General features: G+C 53.8%; 12 protein-coding genes. All 12 read right to left on the bottom strand.

The features are described 5' to 3' along the window. The coding region (locus HZA73_02675) for a non-ribosomal peptide synthetase (protein MBI5804932.1) at positions 1-1,797 on the bottom strand (1,797 nt) is incomplete at its 3' end. 3 nt (positions 1,798-1,800) lie between these two features. Beyond that, positions 1,801-9,384: an amino acid adenylation domain-containing protein gene (locus HZA73_02670; protein ID MBI5804931.1), complete on the bottom strand. Its 7,584-nt coding sequence runs from the start codon at positions 9,382-9,384 to the stop codon at positions 1,801-1,803. A 16-nt stretch (positions 9,385-9,400) separates the two neighbouring features. Next, complete coding sequence (locus HZA73_02665) at positions 9,401-18,961, bottom strand: amino acid adenylation domain-containing protein (GenBank protein MBI5804930.1); 9,561 nt, start codon at positions 18,959-18,961, stop codon at positions 9,401-9,403. A 496-nt stretch (positions 18,962-19,457) separates the two neighbouring features. Continuing rightward, positions 19,458-20,723 carry a tetratricopeptide repeat protein gene (locus HZA73_02660; GenBank protein ID MBI5804929.1) on the bottom strand — a complete coding sequence of 422 codons (1,266 nt, stop codon included), beginning with the start codon at positions 20,721-20,723 and terminating at the stop codon, positions 19,458-19,460. A 264-nt stretch (positions 20,724-20,987) separates the two neighbouring features. Then, entirely contained in the window at positions 20,988-21,449 is a 462-nt protein-coding gene (locus tag HZA73_02655; GenBank protein ID MBI5804928.1) for a chemotaxis protein CheX, read from the bottom strand. Between the two features lie 15 nt (positions 21,450-21,464). Beyond that, positions 21,465-21,854, bottom strand: coding sequence for a response regulator (locus tag HZA73_02650; protein MBI5804927.1), 390 nt, complete (start codon positions 21,852-21,854; stop codon positions 21,465-21,467). A 54-nt stretch (positions 21,855-21,908) separates the two neighbouring features. Then, positions 21,909-22,970, bottom strand: a complete 1,062-nt coding sequence (locus HZA73_02645) for an HD-GYP domain-containing protein (protein MBI5804926.1) — start codon at positions 22,968-22,970, stop codon at positions 21,909-21,911. 26 nt (positions 22,971-22,996) lie between these two features. Then, the gene (locus HZA73_02640) at positions 22,997-24,061 is read right to left on the bottom strand and encodes a chemotaxis response regulator protein-glutamate methylesterase (protein MBI5804925.1); all 1,065 of its coding nucleotides are present in this window, start codon (positions 24,059-24,061) and stop codon (positions 22,997-22,999) included. Further along, positions 24,058-24,534 (bottom strand): chemotaxis protein CheX, encoded by a 477-nt coding sequence (locus HZA73_02635; GenBank protein ID MBI5804924.1) that lies wholly within the window; start codon positions 24,532-24,534, stop codon positions 24,058-24,060. The genes HZA73_02640 and HZA73_02635 overlap by 4 nt, the downstream gene beginning before the upstream one ends. Continuing rightward, positions 24,518-24,910 carry a response regulator gene (locus tag HZA73_02630; protein MBI5804923.1) on the bottom strand — a complete coding sequence of 131 codons (393 nt, stop codon included), beginning with the start codon at positions 24,908-24,910 and terminating at the stop codon, positions 24,518-24,520. Before HZA73_02630 ends, HZA73_02635 begins: the two co-directional genes overlap by 17 nt. A 91-nt stretch (positions 24,911-25,001) precedes the next feature. After that, positions 25,002-25,484, bottom strand: a complete 483-nt coding sequence (locus HZA73_02625) for a chemotaxis protein CheD (protein MBI5804922.1) — start codon at positions 25,482-25,484, stop codon at positions 25,002-25,004. After that, positions 25,481-26,392, bottom strand: a complete 912-nt coding sequence (locus HZA73_02620) for a protein-glutamate O-methyltransferase CheR (GenBank protein ID MBI5804921.1) — start codon at positions 26,390-26,392, stop codon at positions 25,481-25,483. Before HZA73_02620 ends, HZA73_02625 begins: the two co-directional genes overlap by 4 nt. Positions 26,393-26,521 lie beyond the last annotated feature (129 nt).

Below are 26,521 nucleotides of genomic sequence, written 5' to 3'. Positions count from 1 at the left end.
CTTGCCCACCACCTCTATCCCGCTATAACCACCGGTACCCTGTTCCTTCAGGTACCGCCCTTGTCCCTCGATCGTCGGTTGCTCAAATATCTTCCTTAACGGCAGTTCCTTCCCCAGTTCCCGGTGGACCCGGCTGGAGAGGGTGATCGCTTTGAGAGAATGTCCGCCGAGCTCGAAAAAATTATCATTGATGCTTATCTCTTTGACCGACAGCACGCCCTGCCAAATATCCAACAACTTTGCTTCGGTCTCATCCCGGGGAGAAAGAATCGTCTTGCCGGCCTGACGTTCGTGTTGTATTTGTTTGAGTTTGTGACGGTCGATCTTATTAGTAGAAGTCAGCGGCATCTCGTCCAGTATTATGAAATATGAAGGCACCATATGATCCGGCAGTTCCTCAGCGGAATAATCCCGTAATTCCCCGTCGGTCAGCTGGCCCTTGGCGGTTAGATAGGCCCATAAATAGCTGTTATCTTCATCGTCCTGCTTCACGATAACGGCCGCATGTTTCACCAGGGGATGCGACAGCAGGCGGCTTTCAATTTCCCCCAGGTCGACCCGGAATCCCCGGATCTTCACCTGAAAGTCCTTCCGCCCCATGAATTCGATGCTTCCGTCCAGTTGTAACCGTCCTAGATCGCCGGTCCAGTACAGTTTACCCAGTTCTTCGTCCCGGGTAAAGTACTTTTCTGTCCTTTCCGGGTCCTTCCAGTATCCCAACGCCACATGATCGCTGTTCACTACGATTTCCCCGACCCCCAGCGGCGCCACCTCCACGCCCTGTTCGTCCACCACCAGAATGCTGGTATTCCCGGTGACCTTTCCCAGTGTTACCTTGTTCAAGCTGGTATCGTGAGCGATGAAGTGCCCTGAATTGTAGGATGATTCTGACTGGCCGTAAAGGTTCATCAATGTCGCGCCGGGGAAATACCTTCTGAAAGCCTTGATGTCCTGCTCCACCACTGCTTCGCCGCCCAAAACTATATGCCGCAGATCAGGGAAGTCGGTTTTTTCATCGAACCCGCCCACGAAATGGCGGTACAAGGTGGGAACTGAATGATAGATTGATATTTTCTCTTTCTTCAGCCAATCTGCAATATCAATATCGTTAAGTTGCGTCCTTACATCCAGCGGGAATAGTGTGGCTCCCGTCAGCAAACCCGCATAGACGTCCATCACCGCCGCATCGTGATTGAAGGCCGAGATCATGGTCAGCCGGTCTTGGTGGGTGATTTTCAGGTCTTTGGCGTAATTACCGATGAAATGATTTATGTTCCGGTGGCTTTGGTAGACACCCTTGGGTTTTCCGGTGGAACCGGAAGTGTAAATTATATACGCCGTTTCATTTTCCAGTATTTTCCTTTCCGTTTGCCCGGAAATATCACATTTCCCAATGGTATCAACATTAAGCGTCTGTATCCTTCCGCAGGATTTTGCCGACAGTTTTTCCGCCAGTCCGATATTTCCGTTATCTGTCACTATCAGCCAAGTATCGGAGTCTTCAAGTATGTATTCCAACCTTTTGACTGGGTAATTTATATCCAGCGGCACGTAGGCATTACCTGACTTTATAACGCCCAGCAACGAAAGAATCATCCCAGCCCCGTGCCCGAAAAGCAGAGAGACCACTCCGGGTTTGCCCGACATGTCTGATATGACCTGCCTGGATAATATAGCTGCAGCGATCCTGTCTGAGCCATTACTGACATCGTGGAAACTGTGCTCAACGGCGGCCGTTTTTATGGCCGGTTTATTTCCATATTTATTTACTATCTCTTGAAATGATTTGACAAGCATGTCTTATTTCCTTATCAGCTTCTTTTTTATTTCAAAATATTCATGTGCTTTTTTGCCCGGGTCTCTGGCGATCCTATCCAGCAGCCCTTGATATTGATCGCAGATGTACTGAATCGTCTCCGGCTTGAACACGTTTTTCTGGTAGTTGCAGTTCACCTCCACTCCGTTGGCATACTCGGTGAAATAGAATACCAATTCGAATTTCGTATCTTGTACTTTTTTCAGGTGGTAGCTTCCAGTGTCATCTAAAATACCGTTATCCCCCTGCCCCAGGTTGAGCATGTTGAGAAAGACGGATATCTGCGGATAACCCGTTTTTAGTTTATCCACCACCAGTTCCAGGGGATAACTCTGGTATTCCAGGGCTTTTAAAGTCTCATTCCTGACCATCCCGGTCAGTTTTGTAAAGGTCAGATCCTTTTCGATCTTATTGCTCAGAACCACAGTGTTAATGAAGAACCCCAGGACGTTTTTAAGATTTTGGTGCTCCCGTCCGGATGAAGCCATTCCAATCAGTACTCTTTCCTGACCGGTGAGCTTGGACATCCAGATGTTGAATCCTGTCAATAGGACCATGAAAAGACTGGCGTTGCTGGCCCCGGCCTGTTCCTTCAGGGAATGCACTGTTTCCTGTTTCAGCACCATCCGGTAACCTGCGCTTTCACCATTTGCCGCAGGCCCGTTATCCCGGGGCAATTCCAGAGCCGGAACATTGCCGCTTAATACGCTCCTCCAATGCTCCAGCGCCATCTGCATTTTTTCCGACTCCAGCATTGTATTATGCCAGGCGGCATAATCTTTGTACTGAACAGGCAGCGGTTCCAGGCCGTGCTCTCGGCCTTGCTTTATGCTTTCGTAGATTTGATAGAACTCGCGCTGCAATATCTCCATGGACCAACCGTCGCTGATGATATGGTGCATCACGAAGGTCAGATCATATAATTCATCACCCAGTTTTATCAGTTTTACCCTGAGCAGCGGTGACGAAGACAGGTCAAATGTCTGGCATGAAAACTTTTCGAATATCCTCTCCCGCAGAACCTCCTTTTCTGGTTTTCCCGATATGTCCTCAACCTCAAAATGCACCCGGTTTTCCTGGCTGATCTCCTGAACCGGCTCTTCGTTGACTGTGGCAAAGCTGGTACGCAAGCCCTCATGACGCCTGGTAAGCTCTTCAATCGTCGCCAGGATATGCTGCGGATCCACCTTATGTTCCAAAGTGACCCTGCCCGGCATATTGTAAGCGGGGCTGCCGGGATCCCTCTGGTTGATTATCCAAAGTCTTTTCTGGTTATAGGATAGCTGGTAGTAATCTGCCAGCGGTAGTTTCTCAATGTTGTGACAGGCTTTTGACTCCCCTTCCTGTAGCACTCTGGCCAGTCCGGCCACTGTTGGATTCTGGAATATCTGATGCAGCTCCATCTCAAGGCTCAATTCATGACGGATTCGGTTCACGACCTGCATGGCCTTGAGCGAATGCCCGCCCAGGGCGAAGAAATTGTCGTTGATCCCTATCTGCTCCAGCCCGAAGATGTCCTCCCAAATACCGGCAATCTTTTCTTCCAGATCGTTCCGGGGCCCGGAATACTCTGTCCCTTGACCCTGGTTAGGAACCGGGTCCGGCAGGGCCCGGCGGTCAACCTTGCCCCGGCTGGTCAGGGGAATCTCCTTCAACTTGATGAAATACTGCGGAACCATGTACTCCGGAAGGATCTTGGCCAGGCGTTCTCTCAGCTCAAATGCCGGAAATTCCTTTTCCGATACGTAATATCCACAGAGGTATTTATTCCCCCTCTCATCGGTCCGGTCCGCCACCAATGCCTTGGAAATGTCCCCAGCCGCGGTCATCTGCGACTCTATCTCGCCCAGTTCTATCCTAAATCCCCTGATCTTCACCTGTCCGTCCGCCCGGCCCAGGAACTCCAGATTGCCGTCTGGCATCCACCGTGCCAGATCGCCGGTCCGGTACATCAGCCCGCCGGCAAAAGGATCGGGAATGAAGCGCTGTCCGGTAAGTTCGGGCCGGTTCAGGTAACCCCGGGCCAGCCCGCTCCCGGCCAGACATAGTTCTCCTTTAACCCCGGCTGGCTGCAGGCTGTCCCCTTCCCCCAGCACGTAGCACTTGGTATTTTCAATAGGCCGTCCGATAAGCATCCGGATATCCTCCTTATCGAACTCGTAGGCGGTGCTGCAAACGCTGTTTTCGGTTGGTCCGTATTCATTGAACAGCCGGACTCCGGGGTATCTCTTAAAATGCTTTTTGACCAGATCTTCGGTAAAATGTTCACCGGCCAGGGTGACGAACTTGAGATTGCCGGGGCGGCCCCTAAAACCATCGAGCAGCGTTTGATACAACCCGGGCGTTATAAGAAAATGGGTTATCCGCTGAGCATCTATGATGCCTTCCAGATAGCTGATATCCAGCCTTTTGCCGGGATCCATCAGCACCAACCTGGCCCCGGAAAGCAACGGACAGAATATATCTTCCACCGAGCTGTCGAAGGAATAGGAAGGGACCTGGAGCACGGCATCGGCCGGAGAAAAACCGTAGTGTTTGATGCGCCAGCCGATGGTGTTGGCTATCGACCGGTGTTCCACCATCACTCCTTTTGGCTTGCCGGTGGAGCCCGAAGTGTAGATCACGTATGCCAGGTTCTGCGGCCCCGCTGCCGTGCCAGCAACATCTGATTCGCCGGTGCATAACACCTGCTCGTCCACTATTAACTTCTCGCACCGGCATTTCACCTTGGCTGCCAGATGTTCCTGGGTTAAAACTATTGCGGCCCCGGCGTCATCCAGGATATTCACAATACGTTCCTCCGGCAGTTCCGGGTCCAGCGGCAGATAAGCCCCGCCTGCCTTCAGTATCCCCAGAATGCCGGCGATCATCCCGATTGACCGGTCCATCACCATCCCTACAATGGTTTCCGGCCCAGCCCCCTTTTCCAGTAGCCGCCGGGCCAACCGGCTGGCCATGCCGTTCAGCTCGGCATAGGTTACTTGGCGTTCCCCGCATACCAGGGCGATGTTTTCGGGGGTCTGCCGGGCTTGTTCCCCGAACATCCGGTCGAGAGTCGAGCCCCCTGCCGGAGCGGACGGCCCAGGATTGAACCTACTAAGAATCTGCTCTCTCTCCCCTTGGCTTGTCATCCCGACCTGGCACAGTTTTACATCAGGGTCGGCCGCAGCCTCCTTAATGATGTTCAGAAAATGGTCCCTGATCCTTCCTACCGTATCTTGGCGGAACAGCCTGGCACAATATTCCAATTCAAAAATGATCCGGTCATTCCTCTCTATCCCCAGCAGGCTGAGATCAAACTTCGACGATCCGCTTTTCAGGGGTAATGGCCTGATGCTTAGTCCCCCGGTTGCAGCCTCATCCACCGAGTCCTTCTGCAATGTGAACATGGTATCGAACAACGGATTGCGGCTTAGGTCCCGGGGTACCCCCAGTTTCTCCACCAGTTCCTCAAACTGGCAGTCCTGATTTTCATAAGCCCCGATCATATTCTGCCTCACTTCCCCAAGAAACTCCCGGAAGGTCATATGCCTTTCGGGCCTGACCCTAAGGGCCAGGGTGTTCACAAACATTCCAATGATCCCCTCCAGGTCGGAATGACGGCGGCCGGCAATAGGCGATCCGATCACAATATCGTGCTGCCCCGTGTACTTCGAAAGCAGCCAGGCCCACATCGCCAGCAGCGCCATATACAGTGTGGCCCCCTCCTCAGCCGCTAATTCCCTGAGTTTGAAGGTCAGTTCAGGTTCTAATTCAAAAGACAACTGTCCGCCTTCGAAGCTTTGGACCACCGGTCGTGTGAAATCGGTTGTCAGATCAAGCACCGGGATCTCGCCGGCAAAGATATTTTTCCAGTATTCCTCTTGTTTCTTGATCTCCTGGGATTTCAGTGCTTCCTGCTGCCAGCAGGCATAACCCCTGTATTGCAAGCGGAGCGGAGGAAGTTCTGCCCCCCGATAGGCCGCGGCCATGTCTTTGACGAGTATTTTCAGCGACATGCCGTCCGATATTATGTGGTGCATATCGTACAGCAGAAAATGCTGGCAATCTGCCGTCTTTACCAACCCCACTCTGATAAGCGGAGCCAGGTTCAGATCAAATGGTTTTATAAAGCGATCAACGATCCCATCGATCTCTCTTTCTTCCGCTTCTTGATACTGGATGGCAAATGACGACTGCCTATGCACCCGCTGTACCGGCACCCCGTCTATCATTTCAAAGGAGGTCCGGAGCGACTCGTGCCGGGCGATCAGCTTCACAAAGGCCTGCTCCAGCCGGTCCCGGTCCAGCACACCGTCTATCCGGAGCAGGGCCGGCATATTGTAATTGGTGTTTCTTTTATCAAATTGGTTCAGCACAAATATCCTGGTCTGGGCTGACGACAGAAGATAATGCTCCTTTTCCGGAATGGGTTCTATCGCGGTGAATATCGATTCCTTTGCTTTACGGATGTAATCTGACAATTCCCTGACCGTAGGCATTTTAAAGACCGTCCTTATCGGGACATCCACGCTAAATTCCTTGTTGATCCGCGATACCAGCGACATGGCCTTGAGGGAATGTCCTCCCAGTTCAAAGAAATTGTCCCTGACCCCCACCACTCCCACAGAAAGTATCTCCTTCCAGATGTCGGCCAGGCGCTGTTCGGTAACATTGGCGGGAAGCACGAACTCCACCTCTTCCCTCAGGTTGGCCTGGCATTCTGGAAGGCGGTGCCAATCGACTTTTCCGTTGGGGCGGTAGGGCATTTTTTCGATATGTACAAAATACGAGGGTATCATGTAATCCGGCAGTTCCTTTGCCAAAAACTCCCTCAACGCGTCCGTATGCAGGGAATTAGGCGCCACCACATAAGAACAAAGGAATTTGCCGCCCAATTGATCCTTCTTGGCCAGCACCACCGCATCTTTGATGTCCGGATGCGCCATCAGCTGGCTTTCTATCTCTCCCAGTTCTATCCTGAACCCGCGGATCTTGACTTGGTTGTCCATGCGTCCCAGATACTCTATATTCCCATCCGGCAGGCGCCGTACCATGTCACCGGTGCGGTACATCGTTTGGCCCTCATAGAAGGGATCAGGAAGGTATTTTTCACTGGTCAGCTCGTCTCGCCCGTAATATCCCCTCCCCACGCAGTCGCCGGATATGTACAGTTCTCCGGCCACTCCCGAAGGCTGAAGCTTCAGGCCGCGGTTCATGATGTACAGCCTTGTATTGCTTACCGGCAAGCCGATCGGCGGCAACTCCGGGATCGGCCCTCCGGGCGATATCACGTAAGTGGAGACCACATGGGTCTCGGAAGGTCCGTAATGGTTGTGCAGATGCAGTTCGTTCCTTTTAAGGTATTCCCGGAATGATTCCCTGACGATCAGCTGTTCCCCGGCAGTTATGATATGCCTGATGCACCCAGGCAGCAGATCAAGGTATTCCTGCTCGCCGGTCAGGAAGATCAGGAAGGAGGTGGGGAAAAAAACTACGCTGATATTGTTCTCTCCGATGAAACTCATCAGCCTCTTGATATCGCGCTTCTTGGCGTCATCGATCACGAAAAGCCGCCCTCCGGCCAGCAGGGTGGAGAATATCTCCTGATAGCAGACATCGAAATTCACGGTGATGAAGTTCATTACATTGCCGGTAAAATCGATGTTGGTCTTTTGATACTGGAAGCAGACCAGATTCACCATGTTCCGGTGCTCCAGCATCACCGCTTTTGGTTTTCCTGTGGTGCCCGAGGTGTAGATGATGTATAGCAGGTCGCCGGGCCGGCACCCCGGAGCCCGGTTCAGTCCGCTTCCGGAATAGAGCTCCCTGTCTTCGAGATTGATGGCCTGGCCCTTGAAATGTATCTTCCTGAAAAGATGCCCCAGCGAAAGGATGATGTCGGCCCCGCTATCCTCCAGCAGATAAGACAGGCGCTCCTCCGGGCATTCCGGATCGATCGGAAGGAAGGCCCCGCCGGCCTTCATCACCGCCAGGATGCCGGCGATCATCTCGATCGAACGGTCCAGCATCACTGCCGTCACTGTGCCGGGCTTTACCCCCTTGTCCCTCAGCTTGCCGGCCAGTTGGTTTGCTCTTTCATTGAGCTCGTGATAGGTCAGATGCCGTCCTTCGTACGAAACGGCTATATGGTGGGGAGTTTTCTTGACCTGTTCCTCAAATAATTCCGGAATGGTCATGTGGCTGGGATATTCGGCCCGGGTATCATTATACAGGTTCAACACCCTGTCTTTTTCATCGTCGGTAAGCATATCGACCAGATCCACCGGCATCTCCTGGTCCGCGTGCACCGCTTCCAGCACCTTGTCCAAGTGGCCACCGATCTTTTGTATGAAATCCTCGCCAACGGCCGAACGGTCATAAACCAGCTTGACCGTCATCAGGGGGCCGGGAAACACTATTACCGTCAGCTTGTAATGGGTTCTCTCCTGGGCCGACACTCCGGTGATCCGGAACCCGATCTCCTTTCCCAGGTTGAGTTCCTTGATGCTCCGGTCCAGCGGGTAATTCTCGAAAACCAGGATATGATCGAACAGGTTGTTTTTTACCTCGGTCAAAGACTGTATCTCCGACAACTGGACAAAACTGTGTTTTTCCGCCCCGATCATGGATCTCCCGACAGAACTCAAGGCTTCACTGAATTTAAGTCCTTTACTGTTCTGCAAACGCACCGGCAAGGTGTTGATGAACAACCCCACCATTTTTTCTATTCCTTCCACCTCGGCCGGCCGGCCCGAGACCACCGAACCAAAGACCACATCGTCCAGATTGCAATATCGCTGGAAAAGCAGCCCCCAGACCGTATGAAACACGGTGCTGACCGTGGTCCCGTGCTTTAGGGACAGATCGGAAAGCATCTCCGTATGGGACCGGTCCAGGACGAGATTGACCTCCCCAAAGCCCTGATCCTGAACTGAGGAGATCTGTGGAAGCGAGGCTACGTTCTCGTAATCGCCGAGATAATCCTTCCAATAGGCCAGCGCCTGTTCCCGGTCCTGCTTGTCCAGCCACTCCAGGTACCTGCCGTTCGGAGGTACGGCGGAGAGGGCCGGAGAAAGCCCCTTGACCAGCGCCCGGTATGTTTCCAACAGCTCCGAGACAATGACCCCGAAGCACCAGCCATCCATCAATATGTGATGGTAGCTCCAGATCACGGTGAAGGAAGAAGGGCTTTTGACCAGGACCGTCACCCGCATCAGCACATCCTTGGTCAGATCGAAGCCCCTGGCCCGGTCACCGGCCTCGGTGTTTTTGACCAGATTGCCGGTCTCTTCCGCGCTTCTTCCCGAAACATCCAGATAGTTTATCTTCAGCTCCCGCTTCTCCAGCACCACCTGCTTTGGCTTCTGCACTTTTTCGTGCATGAAAACTGATCTCAGCACTTCGTGGCGCTCCAATAAAAGATTGAAGCTTTTTTCGAAGAGTTCCCGGTTGAGCTGGCCTTCTATATCCAGTGTGGTCTGCAGGATATAATCGTCCTGGTGCTTGTCCATCAGATGGTGGAAAAGCATCCCCTCCTGCATCGGGGACAGGGGATATATCTTTTGTACCTTGGCTTTTTTTGACATCTATTTTCTCCTTAATCTAAATGGAATCCACCATATCCAGAATATCTCCCAGTTCTTCCATCGAAAGGTCCTTGGCGCCGTAGTCGGCGGGGGTGGATTCGCTGGTCTCCTTCCCCAGGCAATGGCCGATAATGGAATTCAAACTACCGGAAAAATGTTTCAGGAATCTGCCGATAGTCTCCTCCCGGTACTGCTGCCGGTTGTAGCTTACCTTGACCGTCAACCGCCCCTTCAGTACCAAGCAATTGATGTCGAGGGCATGATCCCGCTGCGAGCGCGGCGACAGCATTGCCCCGGCCGGCATTTCTGACAATCCGAACTTGCCGTTATTGCCGTGATCGTTAAAATGCCCCAGGTAATTGAAGCTGATCTCCGGGGTCAGGTCGTATTCGCCTGCTTTGGCCTTTGACATGTATCTCAGCAGGCCGTAGCCGATCCCCTTGTTGGGAACATTTCTCAGGCTTTCCTTGATGCTTTTTATGATATAGCCCAGGTCCCCGCTTCCCGGAATTTCCAAGATCACCGGGTACTGGCTGGTGAACCAACCCACCGTCCGGCTTACGTCCAGCGGCCCTAAAGCCTGCTCGCGTCCGTGCCCCTCCAGATTCACGGCAATGCTGTCTAAGCCGGTCCACTCCCGGACCGCAAGGGCCAGGGCCGACAGCAGCAGATCGTTGATCTCTGTATTGTATGCCTGGTGCGCCGGGCCATTCAGCTTTGCGGTCTGGTCTGCCGTCAATTGGAAGTCCTCGATCGCTGATTGGGCTTGGGTGTCATCCCCGGCTGGCCCGTCCTTTGGCAACTGCCGGGCTCCGCATTTGACCAAGCCCTGCCAATGGTCCTTCTCCCTCTGCAACATGCTGCTTTGGGCGTATTTGTCAAGGTTTTCCGCCCAGGTTTTAAAGGAGACCGTTTTGGGCGGCAATCCGGCCGCAGCGCCTTTCAAGAGCTGGTCATAGAGCATGGACAGGTCTTCCAGTAAAATACGCCAGGAAACGCCATCGACCGCCAGATGATGGATGACTATCAGCAGGTGATCCCCCTGATCTGTCCGGAACAATCCCAGAGAGACCAGCGGACCTCTTTCCAGGTCCAGTCCGGCCTGGATCTGGCCTGAAATCTCATCTGCCTCTTTTCTGATGTCGAGCACTCCGCGCAGGTCAGCTTCTCTGAAGGAAAATAGATGCTGCTCCATTCCCTGGTTATACTGGATCACGTTGTCATTTTCAAAGCGGTAGACCATCCGCAAAGCATCATGATGTGCGATGAGATGAGCAAAGGCCTGTTTTATCAGGGCGGCATCCAGAACATCCCGGGCCGAAAGCATGACCGACTGGTTCCAGTGATGCCGGTCGGTGAAGTTCCGGGCAAAGAAATATCTCTGAATCGGGGTCAGCGGCACCTCCCCGGTCACCGGACCCTGCTCCGCCTGAATGCCGGAGGCTTTGCAGTTCAGGGCCAGTTCCCTGACCGTCGGCGCCCGGAACAGCTCCGCCATCTCGAAACCATAGCCCTGCCGCCCCAGCCGGGCCATTATCTGGATGGCTTTTATGGAATCCCCGCCCAGGGCAAAGAAGTTGTCGTTGACGCCCACCTGCTCCACCCCCAGCACTTCCTGCCAGATCACGGCCAGCCGGGACTCCATCTCTCCCGAGGGAGCCAGGTACTGGGATCCCAGGCTCATCCTTCCATCCAGTCTCTCCAAGGCTTTCCGGTCCAGTTTGCCGTGAGAAGTGACCGGCAGTTTATCCAGGCAAACGAACCGGGCCGGGATCATGTATTCGGGCAGGTCGCCCGAAAGGTATTCCCTGAGTTCCATCACGGTCAGTTCCTGGCCGGATGCTATATAGGCGCAAAGATACTTGTTCCCATCTTCACCGGCCAAGGCCGCCACCGCTGCTTCGCTGATCGAAGGATGGGACATCAGTTTGGCCTCGATCTCCCCGGGCTCGATCCTGAATCCCCTGATTTTAAGCTGTTGATCGGCCCGGCCAAGGAATTCGATATTCCCGTCCGTCCTCCACCGGGCCAGGTCACCGCTCCGGTATAACCGGCCCCGTCCGGTGAAGGGGTCCTGGATGAACTTTTCCGCCGTGAGTTCGGGACGTCCCAGATAACCCCGGGTCACTCCCTCGCCCCCCAGCAGGATCTCTCCCGGCACCCCAATTGGGACCGGCTTACCGTATTTATCTACCAGATATGCCCGCCAGTTAGCGATCGGGCGCCCGATGGGGACCGCGCCCTGCTCATCCCCACGGCATTGGTAAAAGATGGCGGCCACCGTGGTCTCGGTTGGTCCGTAACCGTTGATGACTCTGGCCCGCTCTGTTAGGTTGGACATGTGTCCGTATTTCAAAACGTCGCCGCCGCTGATATATGTTTGTACACACCCTGTCACCGGCGGCTGGTTGAGTTCGTTGAGTAGCAGGGGGGAACAGCTGACCACCGTTACATTATTCCTGGTTATCAGCTCTTTCAGCCTGGCGGTATCGTTGACCTCCTGCTTGGAAGCCAGCACCAGCCTTCCCCCGGACAACAGAATGGGAAATATCTCCTCCACGCTGGTATCAAACGTGATGGATGCCTGCTGGAGCATCACGTCCCTGCCGCTGGTGCCGCATTGATTGAGGAAACTATGCACATAGGCGTTCAGGTTCCGGTGCTCCACCATCACCCCCTTGGGTCTGCCGGTGGAGCCGGAGGTATAGATGATGTAGGCCAGGTCCTCAGGGCGGCTGACCCTCTCCGGATTGGCCGCTTCCCCGCTTCTGGACATCAGTTCATTCAGACCCACTTTCCTTACCTCATGGGCAACCTTAGCCAGACTGGCATCGTCCCCCAACAGCCACCCAGCCCCGCTATCCTTGAGTATGTACTCTATCCGCTCCAGCGGATACTCCGGATCTATCGGAAGGTAGGCGCCCCCGGCTTTCAATATCCCCAACAGCCCCGCCATCATCCCCAAGCCCCTGTCCGCTATCAATCCTACTATGCTCTCCCTGGTCACCCCCAGGCCCCTCAGCTCACCGGCTATCAGGTTGGCTCTGTTATTCAGCTCCCCATGGCTCATCTCCTGGCCGTTGAAAACTATGGCTTTATCTTCCGGCTGACTCCCGGCCCGATCTTCAAACTGTTCCACCACCGTCCGCTTGCGGTCGTACTCCAGGCTGCCACCGTTGTACTCCACCAAAAGCTTCCGCCTTTCTGCTTCGGATAGGATGTCGATCTCCGACAATTTTATGCCGGGATCCCGGCTGACCTCCTCCAAGATATTCCTAAAATGATCTCCCATCCGCTCGATCCGATCCCGCCCGAACAGCCTGCTGCTGTATTCAAGAATGATCAGTATGCCGGACGGGGAATCAACTGCATCCATTGTCAGATCGAATTGCGAGATGCCGGTCTTAAGCGGGTAAGGCTTTAGTCTTATGCCCGAGAATTCGATGTTACTATCATCCGTCTCCTGCATGGCAAACATCGCATCGAACAGGGGATTCCGGCTGACATCCCGGGGAATGGCCAATTTCTCCACCAACCGGTCAAATGGATAATCCTGATTCTGTGTGGCCTCCATCACACAGGCCTTGACATCGTTCAAAAAATGTCCGAAACTTTTTCCTCCTTCCGGCTTGATTCTCAGGGCCAGGGTGTTGACAAACATCCCCACCAGCTGATCCAGGCCGCCGTGGGCCCGGCCGGCCACCGGCGTGCCGACCACCAGATCCTCCTGCCGGCTATATCGGGAAATCAAAATGGAATAGGCGGCCAGTAAGGTCATGTAAAGGGTCGCCCCGTTTTCCCTGGCCAGCCGGCGGATGCTGCCGGAAAGCCGCGGATCCAGGCGGAAAGACACCCTGTCCCCTTCGAAGCTCTGGACCGAAGGCCTGGTAAAATCGGACGGCAGATCCAGCAACGGCACATCTTCGCTGAACCTCTCCAGCCAGTATTTTTCCTGCGCCTTCACCTGCTCCCCGGAAATATGGGTCTCCTGCCAAACGGAATAGTCCTTATACTGTAACCGCAGAGCCTCACTTTTCTGGCCGCGATACAGGGTTGATATTTCCTTGATGATCAGGCCCAGAGATTCCCCGTCGGAGATGATGTGGTGCATGTCGAACAGCAGCAGGCTCCGGTTCCCTTCCTTCAGCAGTCCTACCCGCATCAGCGGCGCCTTTCCCAGGTCAAAGGGACGGATGAAACACTGGATGGCATTTTCGATCCCATCTGCGCCTGCAGCAATATCCTCGACCTCAAAGTCAACGTTCTTTCCTATGATCTGGACCGGCTGATCTTCCCTGACCTCAAAGCAGGTTCTCAGCGAGTCGTGTCTTTCGATCAAGGCCAATAATGCATTTTTTAACTTTAGCATGTCCAGTTCCCCATCCACCCAAAATGCCGCCGGCAGATTGTAAACCGTGGAATCTTTCTCGAACTGATTCAATACGTACAGCCGTTTTTGGGCCGGCGACAGCGGATAGCTTTCCCTTTCAGGGGCGGCCGGTATCTCCTCCCTGGCCACCGTCCGGGCCTGGGCGATGGCATCCGAGATCTGCCTGATGGTCGGCTGTTCGAATATCCGGATCAACGGCACTTCCACCCCGAACTTCTTCCTGATGGTTGATGCCATGACGGTGGCTTTTAAAGAGTGCCCTCCCAGCCAGAAGAAATTATCGTCGATCCCTATTTCCGCCAAACCCAGCAGTTCCTTCCATATGTCTGCCAATCCTTCGTCAATAGGATTCCGGGGCGGGAGCTTGGCGTCTACCTCGGCCTGACCGGAAGGATCCGGCAGGGCCTTGCGGTCTATCTTTCCGTTATGGGTCTGGGGAAGAGCCGGCATTTGCATCAGGTGCGATGGGACCATGTATTCCGGCAGGCTTTGCGCCATGTGTTTCCTGATCTCCTGCGGCTGGATGCCTTGCAGGGCGGAATAATAGCCGCAGAGGATCTGGTTCCCGCCGGCGTCCTCTCGCACCGTCACCGCCGCTTCTTTGATGCCAGGATACTCCGCCAGCCTGTCTTCTATCTCGCCCAGCTCGACCCTGTAACCGCGGACCTTCACTTGGTTGTCGTTCCTCCCCAGGAACTCAATCTCTCCGTCCGGCAGCCACCTGGCCAGGTCCCCGGTCCGGTAGATGGGCAAGGCATCGTACTGCGGGAACGTCACGAACCTGTCTGCGGTCATTTCCGGAGCATTGGCGTATCCGCGGGCCACGCCTTCCCCGCCGATCCAAAGTTCCCCGGGAACCCCTATCGGCTGAAGCCGGTTTTTCCCTGTGATAAATATCCTGGTGTTGGCTATGGGCCGGCCTAAGGTGACCTTTTCCGACCCGCCCAGGTTCTTCACCGCGGACCAAATGGTGGTCTCCGTAGGACCGTACATGTTGAATATATCTGCCTTGGTGTGCTTTCGCGCTTCTTTCAGCAAGGCGGCCGGCAGGACCTCCCCGCCCACCAGCAGGCATTTGACGTTTTTCAGGCATCCGGCGCCGGCCTCGTCGGCAAGGAGCATCTGAAGCCGTGAAGGAGTGATCTGCATCAGGCCGATCCTGTTCTCCGTTACCAGGCGGCTTAGCAGCAGCGGATCGCGCTGGCTTTCTGTACCGGCCACGATCACTTTCATTCCCAAGGTCAACGGCAGGATGCTTTCCAGGAAAAAGATATCGAACGAAATGGTGGTCAGGCATAGGATCGTATTTTCCCGGTTGAAACTGATCACGTCGTCCATCCCCAGGATAAAATTGGTCAAATTCCTGTGCTCTACCATCACTCCCTTGGGGCGGCCGGTGGAGCCGGAGGTGTAGATGATATAAGCCGGATCTTCCGGGCGGCTGACCCTCTCCGGGTTGGCCGCCTCACCTGTCAACGCCATCAGCCCCTCCAGCGGAACATTGATCCCGGCATATTTCACTCTGCCGAGGTTGTTCGCATCTCCCACCAGCCAACCGGCCCCGCTGTCTGCCAGCATGTAATCTATCCGGTCTATAGGATACACCGGATCTATGGGCAGATAGGCACCCCCGGCCTTCATAATCCCCAACAATCCTGCCATCATCCCCAAGCCGCGGTCGGCCATCAGTCCCACTATGCTCTCCCTGACCACTCCGGCCTTTCGCAGTTCCCCGGCTATCAGGTTGGACCGATCATTAAGCTCTCTGTAGCTCATCTCCTGGCCGGCGAAGGCCAAAGCGATCCTGTCCGGGCACATCGCGGTTGTTTCCTCGAAATGGTCCACTACTGTCCTTTTGCGGTCATACTCCAGAGCCGTATCGTTGAACTCCACCAGCAACCGGTGTTTCTCGGCTTCCGGCAGGATCTCCATCTCCGACAGTTTTATCCCGGGGTCTTTGGTCACCTCCTCCAGGATATTCTTCAGGTGCCCGATCATCCTCTCGATACGGTCCCGTTCGAACAGCTGGCTGTTGTATTCAAGGGTAAAGCTGAGCCCGCCCTGCTCCTCCCTGGCTTCAAACGTCAGATCGAACTGGGCCGTGCTTCTTTCAAACCGGTACGGTTTGAACTTCAAACCAGGAATATCAAATTCCGGCAGTTCTATGTTCTGCAGGGTGAACATTACATCAAAAAGAGGATTCCGGCTCAGGTCCCGGTTTCTGACTATTTTTTCCACCAATTCTTCAAAGGGATACTCCTGGTGGTTGTATGCTTCAAAGCATATCCGGCTGACTTCTTCAAGATAATCGGCAAATCTATTTTCACCCTCCGGCCGGCACCTTAACGCCAGAGTGTTGACGAACATGCCCACCGTCTTCTTCAGGTCGTCATGAGCCCGGCCGGCTACCGGAGATCCTATGACCATGTCCTGCTGCCCGCTGTGCCGGGACAGCAGCACACTTATGGCCGCCAACAGGGTCATGTATAAAGTAGACCTGTTTTCCCTGGCCAATTCCTTCAGCCGGAAAGTAACCTCCGAAGACAGGGTAAAATGCAACCGGCTCCCCCGATGGCTTTGTTTGGCAGGGCGCTGATTGTCTGATGGCAGATCCAGCACCGGAATTCCGTCCCTGAATGTTTCCAGCCAGTATTTGCCGGAAGCCATGAATTCATCGCTTTTCTGTCTTTCCTCCTGCCATGATACATAATCGGTATATTCGCAATCCGGCTCAGGCAGGGGCTGCCCCTGATATAGGGATGAAAGTTCCCCGATCAGAATGCCCAGCGAGGTGCCGTCGGAGATCAGGTGATGGATATCAAAGAGCAGGAGGTTCTTTTCATCAGATAATTGCAGTAATTTGGCTCTCAGCAATGGTGCCCTTTTAAGATCGAAGGCGCGGACGAAATCTTCGATAATAAATTGAACGTCCGTTTCCAAAACCTTGGTGGTTTCCAACCGGAATGGTACCTCGTCATGTATGGTCTGCCTGGGCTCGTTGCCTATGATGCCGTAGGATGCCCTGAGCAACTGATGCCTGGCGATCAACTTCCTAAAACAATCCTCCAATAGCCCGTGATCCAGCCGGCCTTCGATCATCAAGGCGGCCGGCAGGTTGTAGCTTAGGTCTTCGGGGTCCATCTGGCTCAAGATGAAGATACGTTTTTGGGCCGCCGACAGAGGATAGTGCTTTTTTATTTCAGCTTTGGGAACCGGAGTGTATGTGCTTCCCGGCCGTGCTTCAAGCAGATACGCTAAAGATGTGATTGTCGGATTTTCGAATATTTCATCAATTGTTATCTCCTTTTTTATTCTTTGCTTGATAGCTGCCGCCAGCCGTACCGCCTTCAGGGAATCGCCGCCCAATGCAAAGAAGTCGTCATTGATGCTGATGTCTTCCCTATCCAATAGTTCCCTCCAAAGACTGTGCAGGGATCTTTCGCCATCATTCCTGGGGGGGTCGATCCTTCGTTCCTTTTCCTGCAGTGCGATGATATCCCGGAGTTCCTTCAGGAGGTCGTCATAATGGCCGGCACCATAAGCCTGGCCCAGCTTGTAGCGCTGGATCTTGCCGCTGGTGGTTTTGGGTATGACTTTTACCGGGACCACCTCCCCCACTTCGAACCCCAGTTTTTTGCTGAGATGTTGTTTCAATTTCACCGCCAGCGGTGCGAACTTGTCCAAACCGGCTTTGGACCGCAGGAAGATGACCGCCTCCTCTTTCATCGCGGATTTGTTGAATACACCGCATACGGCTATCTCCCCCAGTTTGATGCTCTCAAAGCCGTCGGCTATCAGTTCGATGTCGTGGGGATAGTAGTTCTGCCCGTTGATAAAGATGATGTCTTTGGCCCGGCCGGTGATGACCAGCCGGCCATTGCGCAAATATCCCAGATCTCCGGTATCCAACCATCCCTTTTGGTTTATCGTTTTCTCGGTGGCCGCTTGGTTGTTGAAATAGCCCTTGGTTACATTGCCGCCCTTTATCAATACGTGGCCTAAAACATTTTCCTCCAGGGCATTTTCGTCATCATCGCTGATCATTACATTGCAGTCATCGACCGGAGAGCCAAGATCGACAAAGGTCATGCCGTTAACGGCATCGTTAGAACTGATCTCTTTGACAGGCTTGCCAACCTTAAGCGATCCCCGGTCAACCTGAATCGGCTTTAGTTCTTCCTCCACCGGGGGGAAGGACACGGCCAGGCTGGCTTCGGCCAAACCGTATACCGGAAACATTGCGTTCTCCTTGAGGCCGGCGCCGGCCAGGCTATGCAAAAAAGTCCGGCTGATCTCGGCCGATATCGGTTCGGCCCCGTTGAAGATCAGACGGACATGCGAAAGATCCCAGTCCTTGTGCTTTTCCGGAGAGAAGGATGACATGAAATGTTTGTAGCCGAAATTGGGCGAGGAAAGTATCGTGGCCTTGTGCTTACATGCCTTGTCCATCCAAATCATTGGGTGGCGGATGAACAGTTGGGTGGGTATGATGTGCTGGTTTGCGGCTGCAGCCAATGGCACCAAATGGAATCCGATCAGACCCATATCGTGGGTCAGCGGCATCCAGCTTAAGGTGGAATCGGAGGAGGACAGTTTGGAGCCGCGGATCATGGCGTCGATGTTGATCTGCAGATTTCGGTGGGTCAGAATTATTCCCTTGGGATCAGAAGTTGAACCTGATGAAAATTGGATGAAAGCGGTATCGTCTGGCTTGATGCCGGCAATCAGACCCGGCTGAGCCTCGGTTTGAAGTTCTTCCAGTAAAATAAGATCTGCTTTTATTTTCTCCCAGGAATTGCCTAGACCGCTGGCCGAGGCGAACTTGCCCATTTTTTCTGCCCAGGTTTTAACCGCTATCAAACGGCAGGAGCCAAGTATATCGCTAATTTTAAATACTTTTAAACGATGTTCGTCATTATTCCCTACAGTGACCGGAATAGGAATAATGCCGCCGAGTTGGCAAGCCCAGAATACATTAATGAATTCCTGGCTGTCTTCAATTTGAAATACCAGCTTATCCCCGGCTTTTAGGCCCCTCTGCTGCAGGCAATATAGCATTGAAAGCGAAACGCGGTAAAGACGATTATAGGAAATAAAGCTTTCTGAGGATTCACCGGTTATATAATTAATTCCTTTCCTATTCTCGTCTGAAACACATTGCAGAATTTTAGTTAAGCTATTATTCATCATCATGTTACTCGTTTTATTACTGTGATCTTATTATTTTTTTACAGTCTCATTTTTAGAGATCTATGTTATTTTTAATAATTATTTATCAATTACGTATATGCCTATTGTAAAGCTTCAAACTGGATCTAATGCTCGTTATTGTAATATTGTGCTATTACTTATTTTTGAATGACATTATTACAATATTATATCATTTTCTATAACTCAAAGTCAAATATCGGTATAATCAGTCTCTGATTATCATTCCAAAGTTATTAAGTTAAACCTGGATCAGACTTTCAACTATTATAAAGTTAGTTCAAAGTCAAAAAGTAGCTAAAAGTCTCTCTTTGATCATTATTCTTTTGCACCCAAAGCCCAATTGGAGAAAGCAACTGATTACCAATCTGTAAGTCAGAGGTTAGAATCTTCCCGGGCGTACTGCTTTATATATACAAAAGCCGCAGTTTTCACTGCGGCTTTTGTAACGTTCCCAGACTCCAAATGATCTAGTTTAGGCATCAAGCCGGGCCAGTTTCTCGGCATACTCCACTGCCTGCGTCTGCAGATGCAACTTGCGGTAAAGCGCCGCCGCCTGCTCGCGATGTTCCGGGCTCCGGCCTATGGCGAACAGTGTGTCATGGATGTCGGCCGTCAGCGCTTCGTTGGAAGACTCCGGCAACAACGCTTCCAACTGGGCGGCGGCGGCGCCGGGATCGGTAAGCGCTGTTAGGTCGGCAGCCAACTTCCGGCATTTAAGCGTGCCTGCAGCGTCCCCGATCTCCGCCGCCACCGTCCGGGCTTCGTCCAGGGCCGCCTCCGCCCTCAGGGTGTCGCCAACCGCGATGCTGGTCTCGGCCAATTGAATCAAAAAATCCTTGAGAAAATAACGGATGCCCTGCCGGCGGGCGATGACGATCGCCTGTTCAAAGTAGTCTGCTGCCTTGCCGTGATCCCTCAAGGCGGCATGGATGATCCCCAGGTGGTTCAGGCTGACGCTCAGACCCTTTTCGTCGCCGACCTCCCGGGCGATCTTGATCCGCTGCCCGGCCATTTCCTGGGCCACCGTATATTCGCCGAGCTGGGTGTGCAGCAAGGTCATGTTGCCCAGGGCGGCGGCGTGCTGGAATTTATCGCCGGCGGACGCGGAGAACGTTGCCGCCCGGTGGAACATCCCCAAAGCCTTACCGAATTCCCGCATCTCGCAATAGACCACCCCGATGTTGCCGATCACCACCGCCTGCTGGGAGGCGCTGCCGATGCGTTCCAATATCTCCAGCGCCTGCTGGTAGCGGGCCAGCGAGCCGGGATGGTCGCCCCGAAGGCTCTCGATGTTGGCGATGCTGTTGAGCGTGCCGGCCATGCCCGTCTCATCCCCGGCCTGCCGGGAAAGCTCCAAGGCCCGGAGATAATGATCCAGCGCTTCGCCGCTGGCGCCCCGGCGCTGAAAGACATTGCCGGAATAGCGCAGGGCGCAGGCCAGGCCGGCCTTGTCGCCAGCCCTTTCACTGATCACCGCCGCCCGCCCGAACAGCTCCAGAGCTTCATCGCCCCCGCCCCTCAGCGAAAGCACCCAGCCCAGATCGTTCAGGCTCTGGACGGCCAGGGCCGGTTCCGCCGCAGCCCATTCTAGGTTGCGGCGGTAGACCGGCTCCGTCTCCTGCCAGCGGCCCATCAGCCAAAGCACTTCCGCCTTGCGGCGGCAGACCGGATAAGGGCGGAGAGCGGCCCCGTCATTGATCCACAACAGAGATGTTTGATATCTTATGGCTGCGGACATGATAACAATATATTGATGGTGGCATTTGCGGTATTGACCGCGTCCGGTTAAGCGTAGAATAACTATACAATACCGGGCTCCGGAAATCAAGCCCCTATAACATACCGCTGAAATGATCAACTCAGCAATATCTTCCAACAATGTTTTTTGGGACAAAGCGAAAGCCGCTGTTTAATGCAGCGGCTTTTCTTTTTTCAAGGATTTAAAAAAGAAAACAAGCCATCCCTGATAATGCTATATAAGTCGGAACATTAAAGCCTTAGGTTATTTTATCCTGACTGCAATGTTCAACATTACCGGACCGAAATCCGTCTCCAGCGGTACGACCACAGTTTCTAATTCAGTGTTGGATACCTCCATTTCCCTGCCGGTAAATATTGTGGGCGGGGTGATATCCAACTGGTGCCCCCGGTTGACCAGTTCCGAAACAGCCCGGCCGCCCACCATGTTGGCCAGTTCGTTGATGGTGGAGGTGACCAGTTCGTCGTATTCGGATATTTCCTGACCGTTCATGCTGGAGGCCAGCTTGCAGGCGGTTTCGGGAGAGAGATCTATCACCATCCGCCCCTCGGCCTCTCCCAGTATCCCGATGATGCTGGCCACCCCCAGGGTGGAGATGGGCGAGGCTATCAGTGCCACGCTGCCGCGGCGGACCCTGGTCCCCGTGGCCTCTTCCATCACTTTGACGGCGGCATCCACGAAAGGATGGACGAAATCGCTTTTCATATTTTCATTCTCCTTCTAAGCCGCATCACGAACTATGTCCACCGCCTTCAAAAATTCCTCTTTTTGAAACGGTTTAAGGATGTAGTGCTTGGCTCCGATCTTCATGGCCTGATCCACGATGTTGGCGTGCCCCATGGCGCTGACCACCAGCACCTTGGCCCGGCGGTTTATCTTGAACAGCTCGGAAATGGCCTCTATGCCGCCCATGCTGGGCATGATGATGTCCATGGTCACTATCTCTGGATTAAGTTCCCGGTACTTTGCCAGGGCATCCTGACCGTTCTTGGCGTGCCCCACCACCTGATAACCGGTCTCATCCAGCATTTTGATCATAAGACGGGCCACGAACTCGGAGTCGTCCACCACCAGCACCGGGCATTTTTTTTTGTTTTTAACTTCGTTCATTTTGATCTTCTCCCTTAAGTGATATTCTTAATTTCTAAATGCATTTCATTGTCTTCATTTATCCCCGGCCACCCAAAGCAATCCCTCCACCACCTGGGGATCGAACTGAGTCCCGGCGCCTTTTTTTATCTCATCCACTGCTTCCGGCAGCAGCCTGGTCTCCCGGTAAATTCTGGGCGAAACCATGGCGTCAAAGGCATCGGCCAGGGAAAGTATTCTGGCCTTGATGGGGATATCCTGGCCCTTAAGGCCCTGGGGATAACCGGTTCCGTCCCACCGTTCGTGATGCGACCTGATGTCCGGGGCGATGTCGTTAAGATGCCCGATATTGGCCACGATATCGGCCCCCATGACCGGGTGTCTTTTGATCAGCTTCCATTCGGCCTCGGAAAGTTTTTTCCGTTTGTTGAGAATACTGTCTGGTATACCCAGCTTGCCGATGTCATGAAGCAGGGCCGCCGTCTCCAGCCCGGCCAGCTCGAAGATCCCATGTGACATCAGGTAGCCTTGGTTCATCCGCCCGGCTATCTTCTTTGCCAGGGCGGCCACCCGCTGGGAATGCCCCCGCACATAGGGATCGGCTATCTCCAGGGCGTTCACCAGTACACTCAACAGCTGCTGTCCTGAATTATTCAGATCATCCTGCAGTGAAAAGATGTTATTGAGCTCGTGTGAGAGGGCGTTCTGCAGACGGTCGATCTGTTCCTCGAACCGCTGTTTTTCCAGACCGGCTATCCGGGCCTGCAGGTCGCGGCACCGGTCCAGGGTCATCCCGACCGAGAAACCCAGGGTGGTGCTGATGTCGCTGAATTTCAGACAATCCCTTACCCCGTAATATAGGGCGTGGTTCAAAGAGTCAACAGTTATCTCATCGTAGATCAGCACCACCGGACCCAGGGGAGTAACGCTTTGGTAATCGGTTATCAGATTCCATATCTGCCGGGTTTGTTCCCTTCCCACCCGCAGCAGCAACACGTCATAATGGCCGGTTAGCAAGGCGGTGTGCGCCTCGCAGAATGTCCCGAGCTTGATGAGATCGTAATTCGCTGAAGGAAGTGTTTCATCGAACAAAGGCCACTCTGTAAGGGCCGTATCATATAAAAGGATCTTGATCATGTTGTTTTTTAGGATTATATGTTATTTTAGGAAATTGCTTTGTTATCGGGTTGCAGTTCCGGGCCGGTCAGAAACTCAAGTATTTTAGCGCCGATCCCGGACAGGGGCAGTTCCCGGCAGGCAGCCCCAATTTTGACCGCCTCGCCCGGCATGCCGTATACCACCGAGCTGGCCTCGTCCTGGGCTATGGTGTAAGCCCCCCTTTCCTTCATGGCCAGCAGACCGGCCGCCCCGTCCACCCCCATGCCGGTCAGGATGACTCCGATGGCATTCTCGCCGGCCTGCTTGGCCGCCGTATGGAAAAGCACATCTACGCTGGGGCGCTGGTGGTGGACCATGGGCCCGTCCTTGATCCTGACCTGGTAGAAGGCCCCGCTTCGCTCCAGCACCATGTGGCGGCCGCCCGGTGCTATCAGGGCCCGCCCCGGTACTACGGCATCGCCGTCCTCGGCCTCCTTGACCTCGATCATGCAGATCGAATCCAGCCTCTGGGCAAAAGTGGCGGTAAAATGCTCCGGCATATGCTGGACAATCACTAACCCGGGAATGTTGGAAGGAAGATCCCTCAGCAAAGTTTCTATGGCAATGGTACCACCGGTTGAGGCTCCAACGGCAATGACCTTATGGGTCGTTTTAAGCGAAAAATTGTATGGCCGGCCCCGGTCGGCCGCTTCGGCGGTCTCGGGTGCTGGACCGGCGATCCGGGCCTTGGCGGCAGCCCTGATGGCATTGGCCAATTGCCGCGAAATGTCCGGCGAAGATAGGCTGGAGCCGGGCTTGCAGATAACATCCACCGCCCCCAGTTCCAAAGCCCTGATGGCGTTCTGGCTGTTGGCCGGGGTAAGCGAGCTGACCACTACCACCGGCAGGGGATGATAACGCATCAGCTTGGATAAAAATGACAGCCCGTCCATCCTGGGCATTTCCAGGTCCAGAGTGATGACGTCCGGCTTAAGGCGCACTATCTTGTCGCGGGCCACGTAGGGGTCAATGGCGCTGCCCACCACCGTTATGTCCTTATGTTTGGTCAACTCCTCGGTCAGTATCTTGCGGACCAGGGCCGAGTCGTCGACCACCAGCACTTTAATCAAGTATTTTTCTCCGGGGCGGGATAATACCCGTCCACATAAAATTTCAGATCGGCCCGGCCCTGGTTCAAATTAAATACCATTGACACCAGGGGTTCTCCTAAAAGATTATTTTGAACTTCGTTCAACGGTATACATCTCGGAGCTTCTATCCTGTATCCCTGGCTGATACCCCCCAGGGCCGGGATCACATTCCCGCAGATGATGTTGGCTACCTCCCCCAGGGCGTCCATCTTTTGCTCCCCGGTCGGGTCCTGGCTGGAAAGCATGTTGACCGCGATGGCCTGGAACAGGCCGCCCCGTGTCTCGATCATCATCCGTCCGGAAAAATCTCCCCGGTATTTCACCTCGGCGGCGGCCTCCAGGGGAAGCATTTCCTGGATCTCCTTTAACTCGGGCACCGGGTACATGAAGCAAATTCCTTCGAAGGTCTTAAGCCCCGCTTCTTTGAGCGCGTTTTCAACTCTGGTCTTCATGGCTCACCCCCGTAGCTTCTATTATGGCTTCTCTTAATGTTTCCGGAGTGAATGGTTTATGCATAAAGGTGGCGCCTTTTTTCTGCAGCATCTCTATCCTGGCGCTGTCGCTTTCGGAGCTGACGATGATCACCGGCAGGTCGTGGTATTCCTTGTTCTTCCTAAGCCGGTTTATCATCTCCTCGCCGTCCATCACCGGCATGTGGATGTCCACCAGAGCCAGGTCCACCCAGTTGTCCTCTAGTAGCTTCAAGCCCTCCTGGCCGTTGCCGGCTTCCAGCACTTCCCCTAAAGACAGCCCGGCCAGCTTCAGGGTTTTGATGATGATCGTGCGCATCACCGAACTGTCATCGACCACCAGAGTATTCAAAGCCATTTTTCTATCCCCCAATTCCCGTTTTTTATTATTGCTGATCCGTATTAACCAAACCTGAAGACATTAAAAGAACGCCTTCCGGGGTCGGTGTTTATATATATTTGACATTGCCGTTTATTTTTATGGTCATCCGGCCCCCGCCGATCTCCAGGGTCACCGTCCGCGAGCCGTAACCGCCGATGTCGTACGCTTTGAGCATCAGCCCCTCGTCCCACAGGAATTTTCTGAGACTCACGAAATTGCGGCGGCCGATCTGGAAAAAATCATCCTCTTCATTAGTCTTGGAACTGGACCCTCCGGCCGCCCGGATTATCAAGTTCCTTTTTTCCGATCCGGCCTGGTAGAACTTATCCAGCAGCAATCTCAGGCCGCTGTCCACGAACATGAAGGGATTGGCCTCAACCTTGGCTTTATCTATGCCGGAATCCGGCAGCATGGGATGCAATAAACCTCCAATGTTCTGTTTGAAATCGTATACTGTGATCCCCAGGCAGCTGCCTAAGGCATGAGTTATCAGGATATCCGAGCTTTGCCGGGACACCATCATGCCGGCCACCCCCACCGTATGGATCATGATGCAACCTCCTGGACCGCCATGGCCGGCCGCTTGAGATTCTTGGCGTAACCCTTTATTTTCTGGTAAACCGCCGGCTGAACATAGCGGTATTCGTGGGACAGAAAGGTCAGGCTCTCTGAATGCCCCACCATCAGATAACCCCCTTCCTTCAGCAGCGGCCAGAACCTCCGCACCAGACGCTCCTGGGTGGGCTTGTCGAAGTAGATCATCACATTGCGGCAGAATATAACATCGAAAGGCCCGGCCATAGGCCATTCCTCCATCAGATTAAGCATGGCAAATGACACCAGGGACTGAACCCGGTCTATCGTCTGGTACCGGCGTGACTGGGAGGACGGTAAAATACGGAAATATTTGTGGCACAACTGCGGAGGCAGGGTTTTAAGGGTTTCCTGCTCGTAAAGGCCTTCCCTGGCTTTGGCGATCATCCGTTCCGAGATGTCCGTGGCCAAAATCCTGACGTCCGTCTTCTCTATGTCAGGCAGGGCTTCCATCAGGGTAATGGCTATGGAATAAGGCTCCTCGCCCGAGGAGCATCCGGCGCTCCATATCCTGACCTTTTCCCGGTCAAGCTTGGGGACGATCTCGTGCTTGAGAAAATCCAGATGCTCCGATTCCCTGAAAAAATGGGTCTTGTTGGTGGTCAGCATGTCCACCATGGACTGGACCTCCAGCCCGCTCTGGTCCTGCTCCAGATATTTAAGATAGTGTTCGAAATTGCTCAGACGCAGATGCCTCAGCCGCTTCAGCAGCCGGGCCTTTACCAGCTCCTCCTTGCCCTGGTGCAGGTCTATCCCCGACACCTTGTAAACGGTATTGCTGATATGGCGGAACTGTTTCTTAGACAATTTTAGCGAGTAAAAGTCCACTGCCTCATCTTGATCTATGTTCTTGGCATCGGTCATCATTATCTTATTGGGTTGCCGGTTTCGGTTTTGCTTGGGCGATTATTTTTTTAGGACACAGGCCGCACCGACTATGCCCGCATTTTCTTCAGCCAGCTGCCGGTGCAGCTCTGTGCCTAATAATTCTGG

Source organism: candidate division TA06 bacterium, from assembly GCA_016235665.1.
GTDB lineage: Bacteria > Edwardsbacteria > AC1 > AC1 > EtOH8 > UBA5202.
Note: the sequence above shows the minus strand (reverse complement) of the source record. Positions and strands in the feature narration are given on the sequence as shown.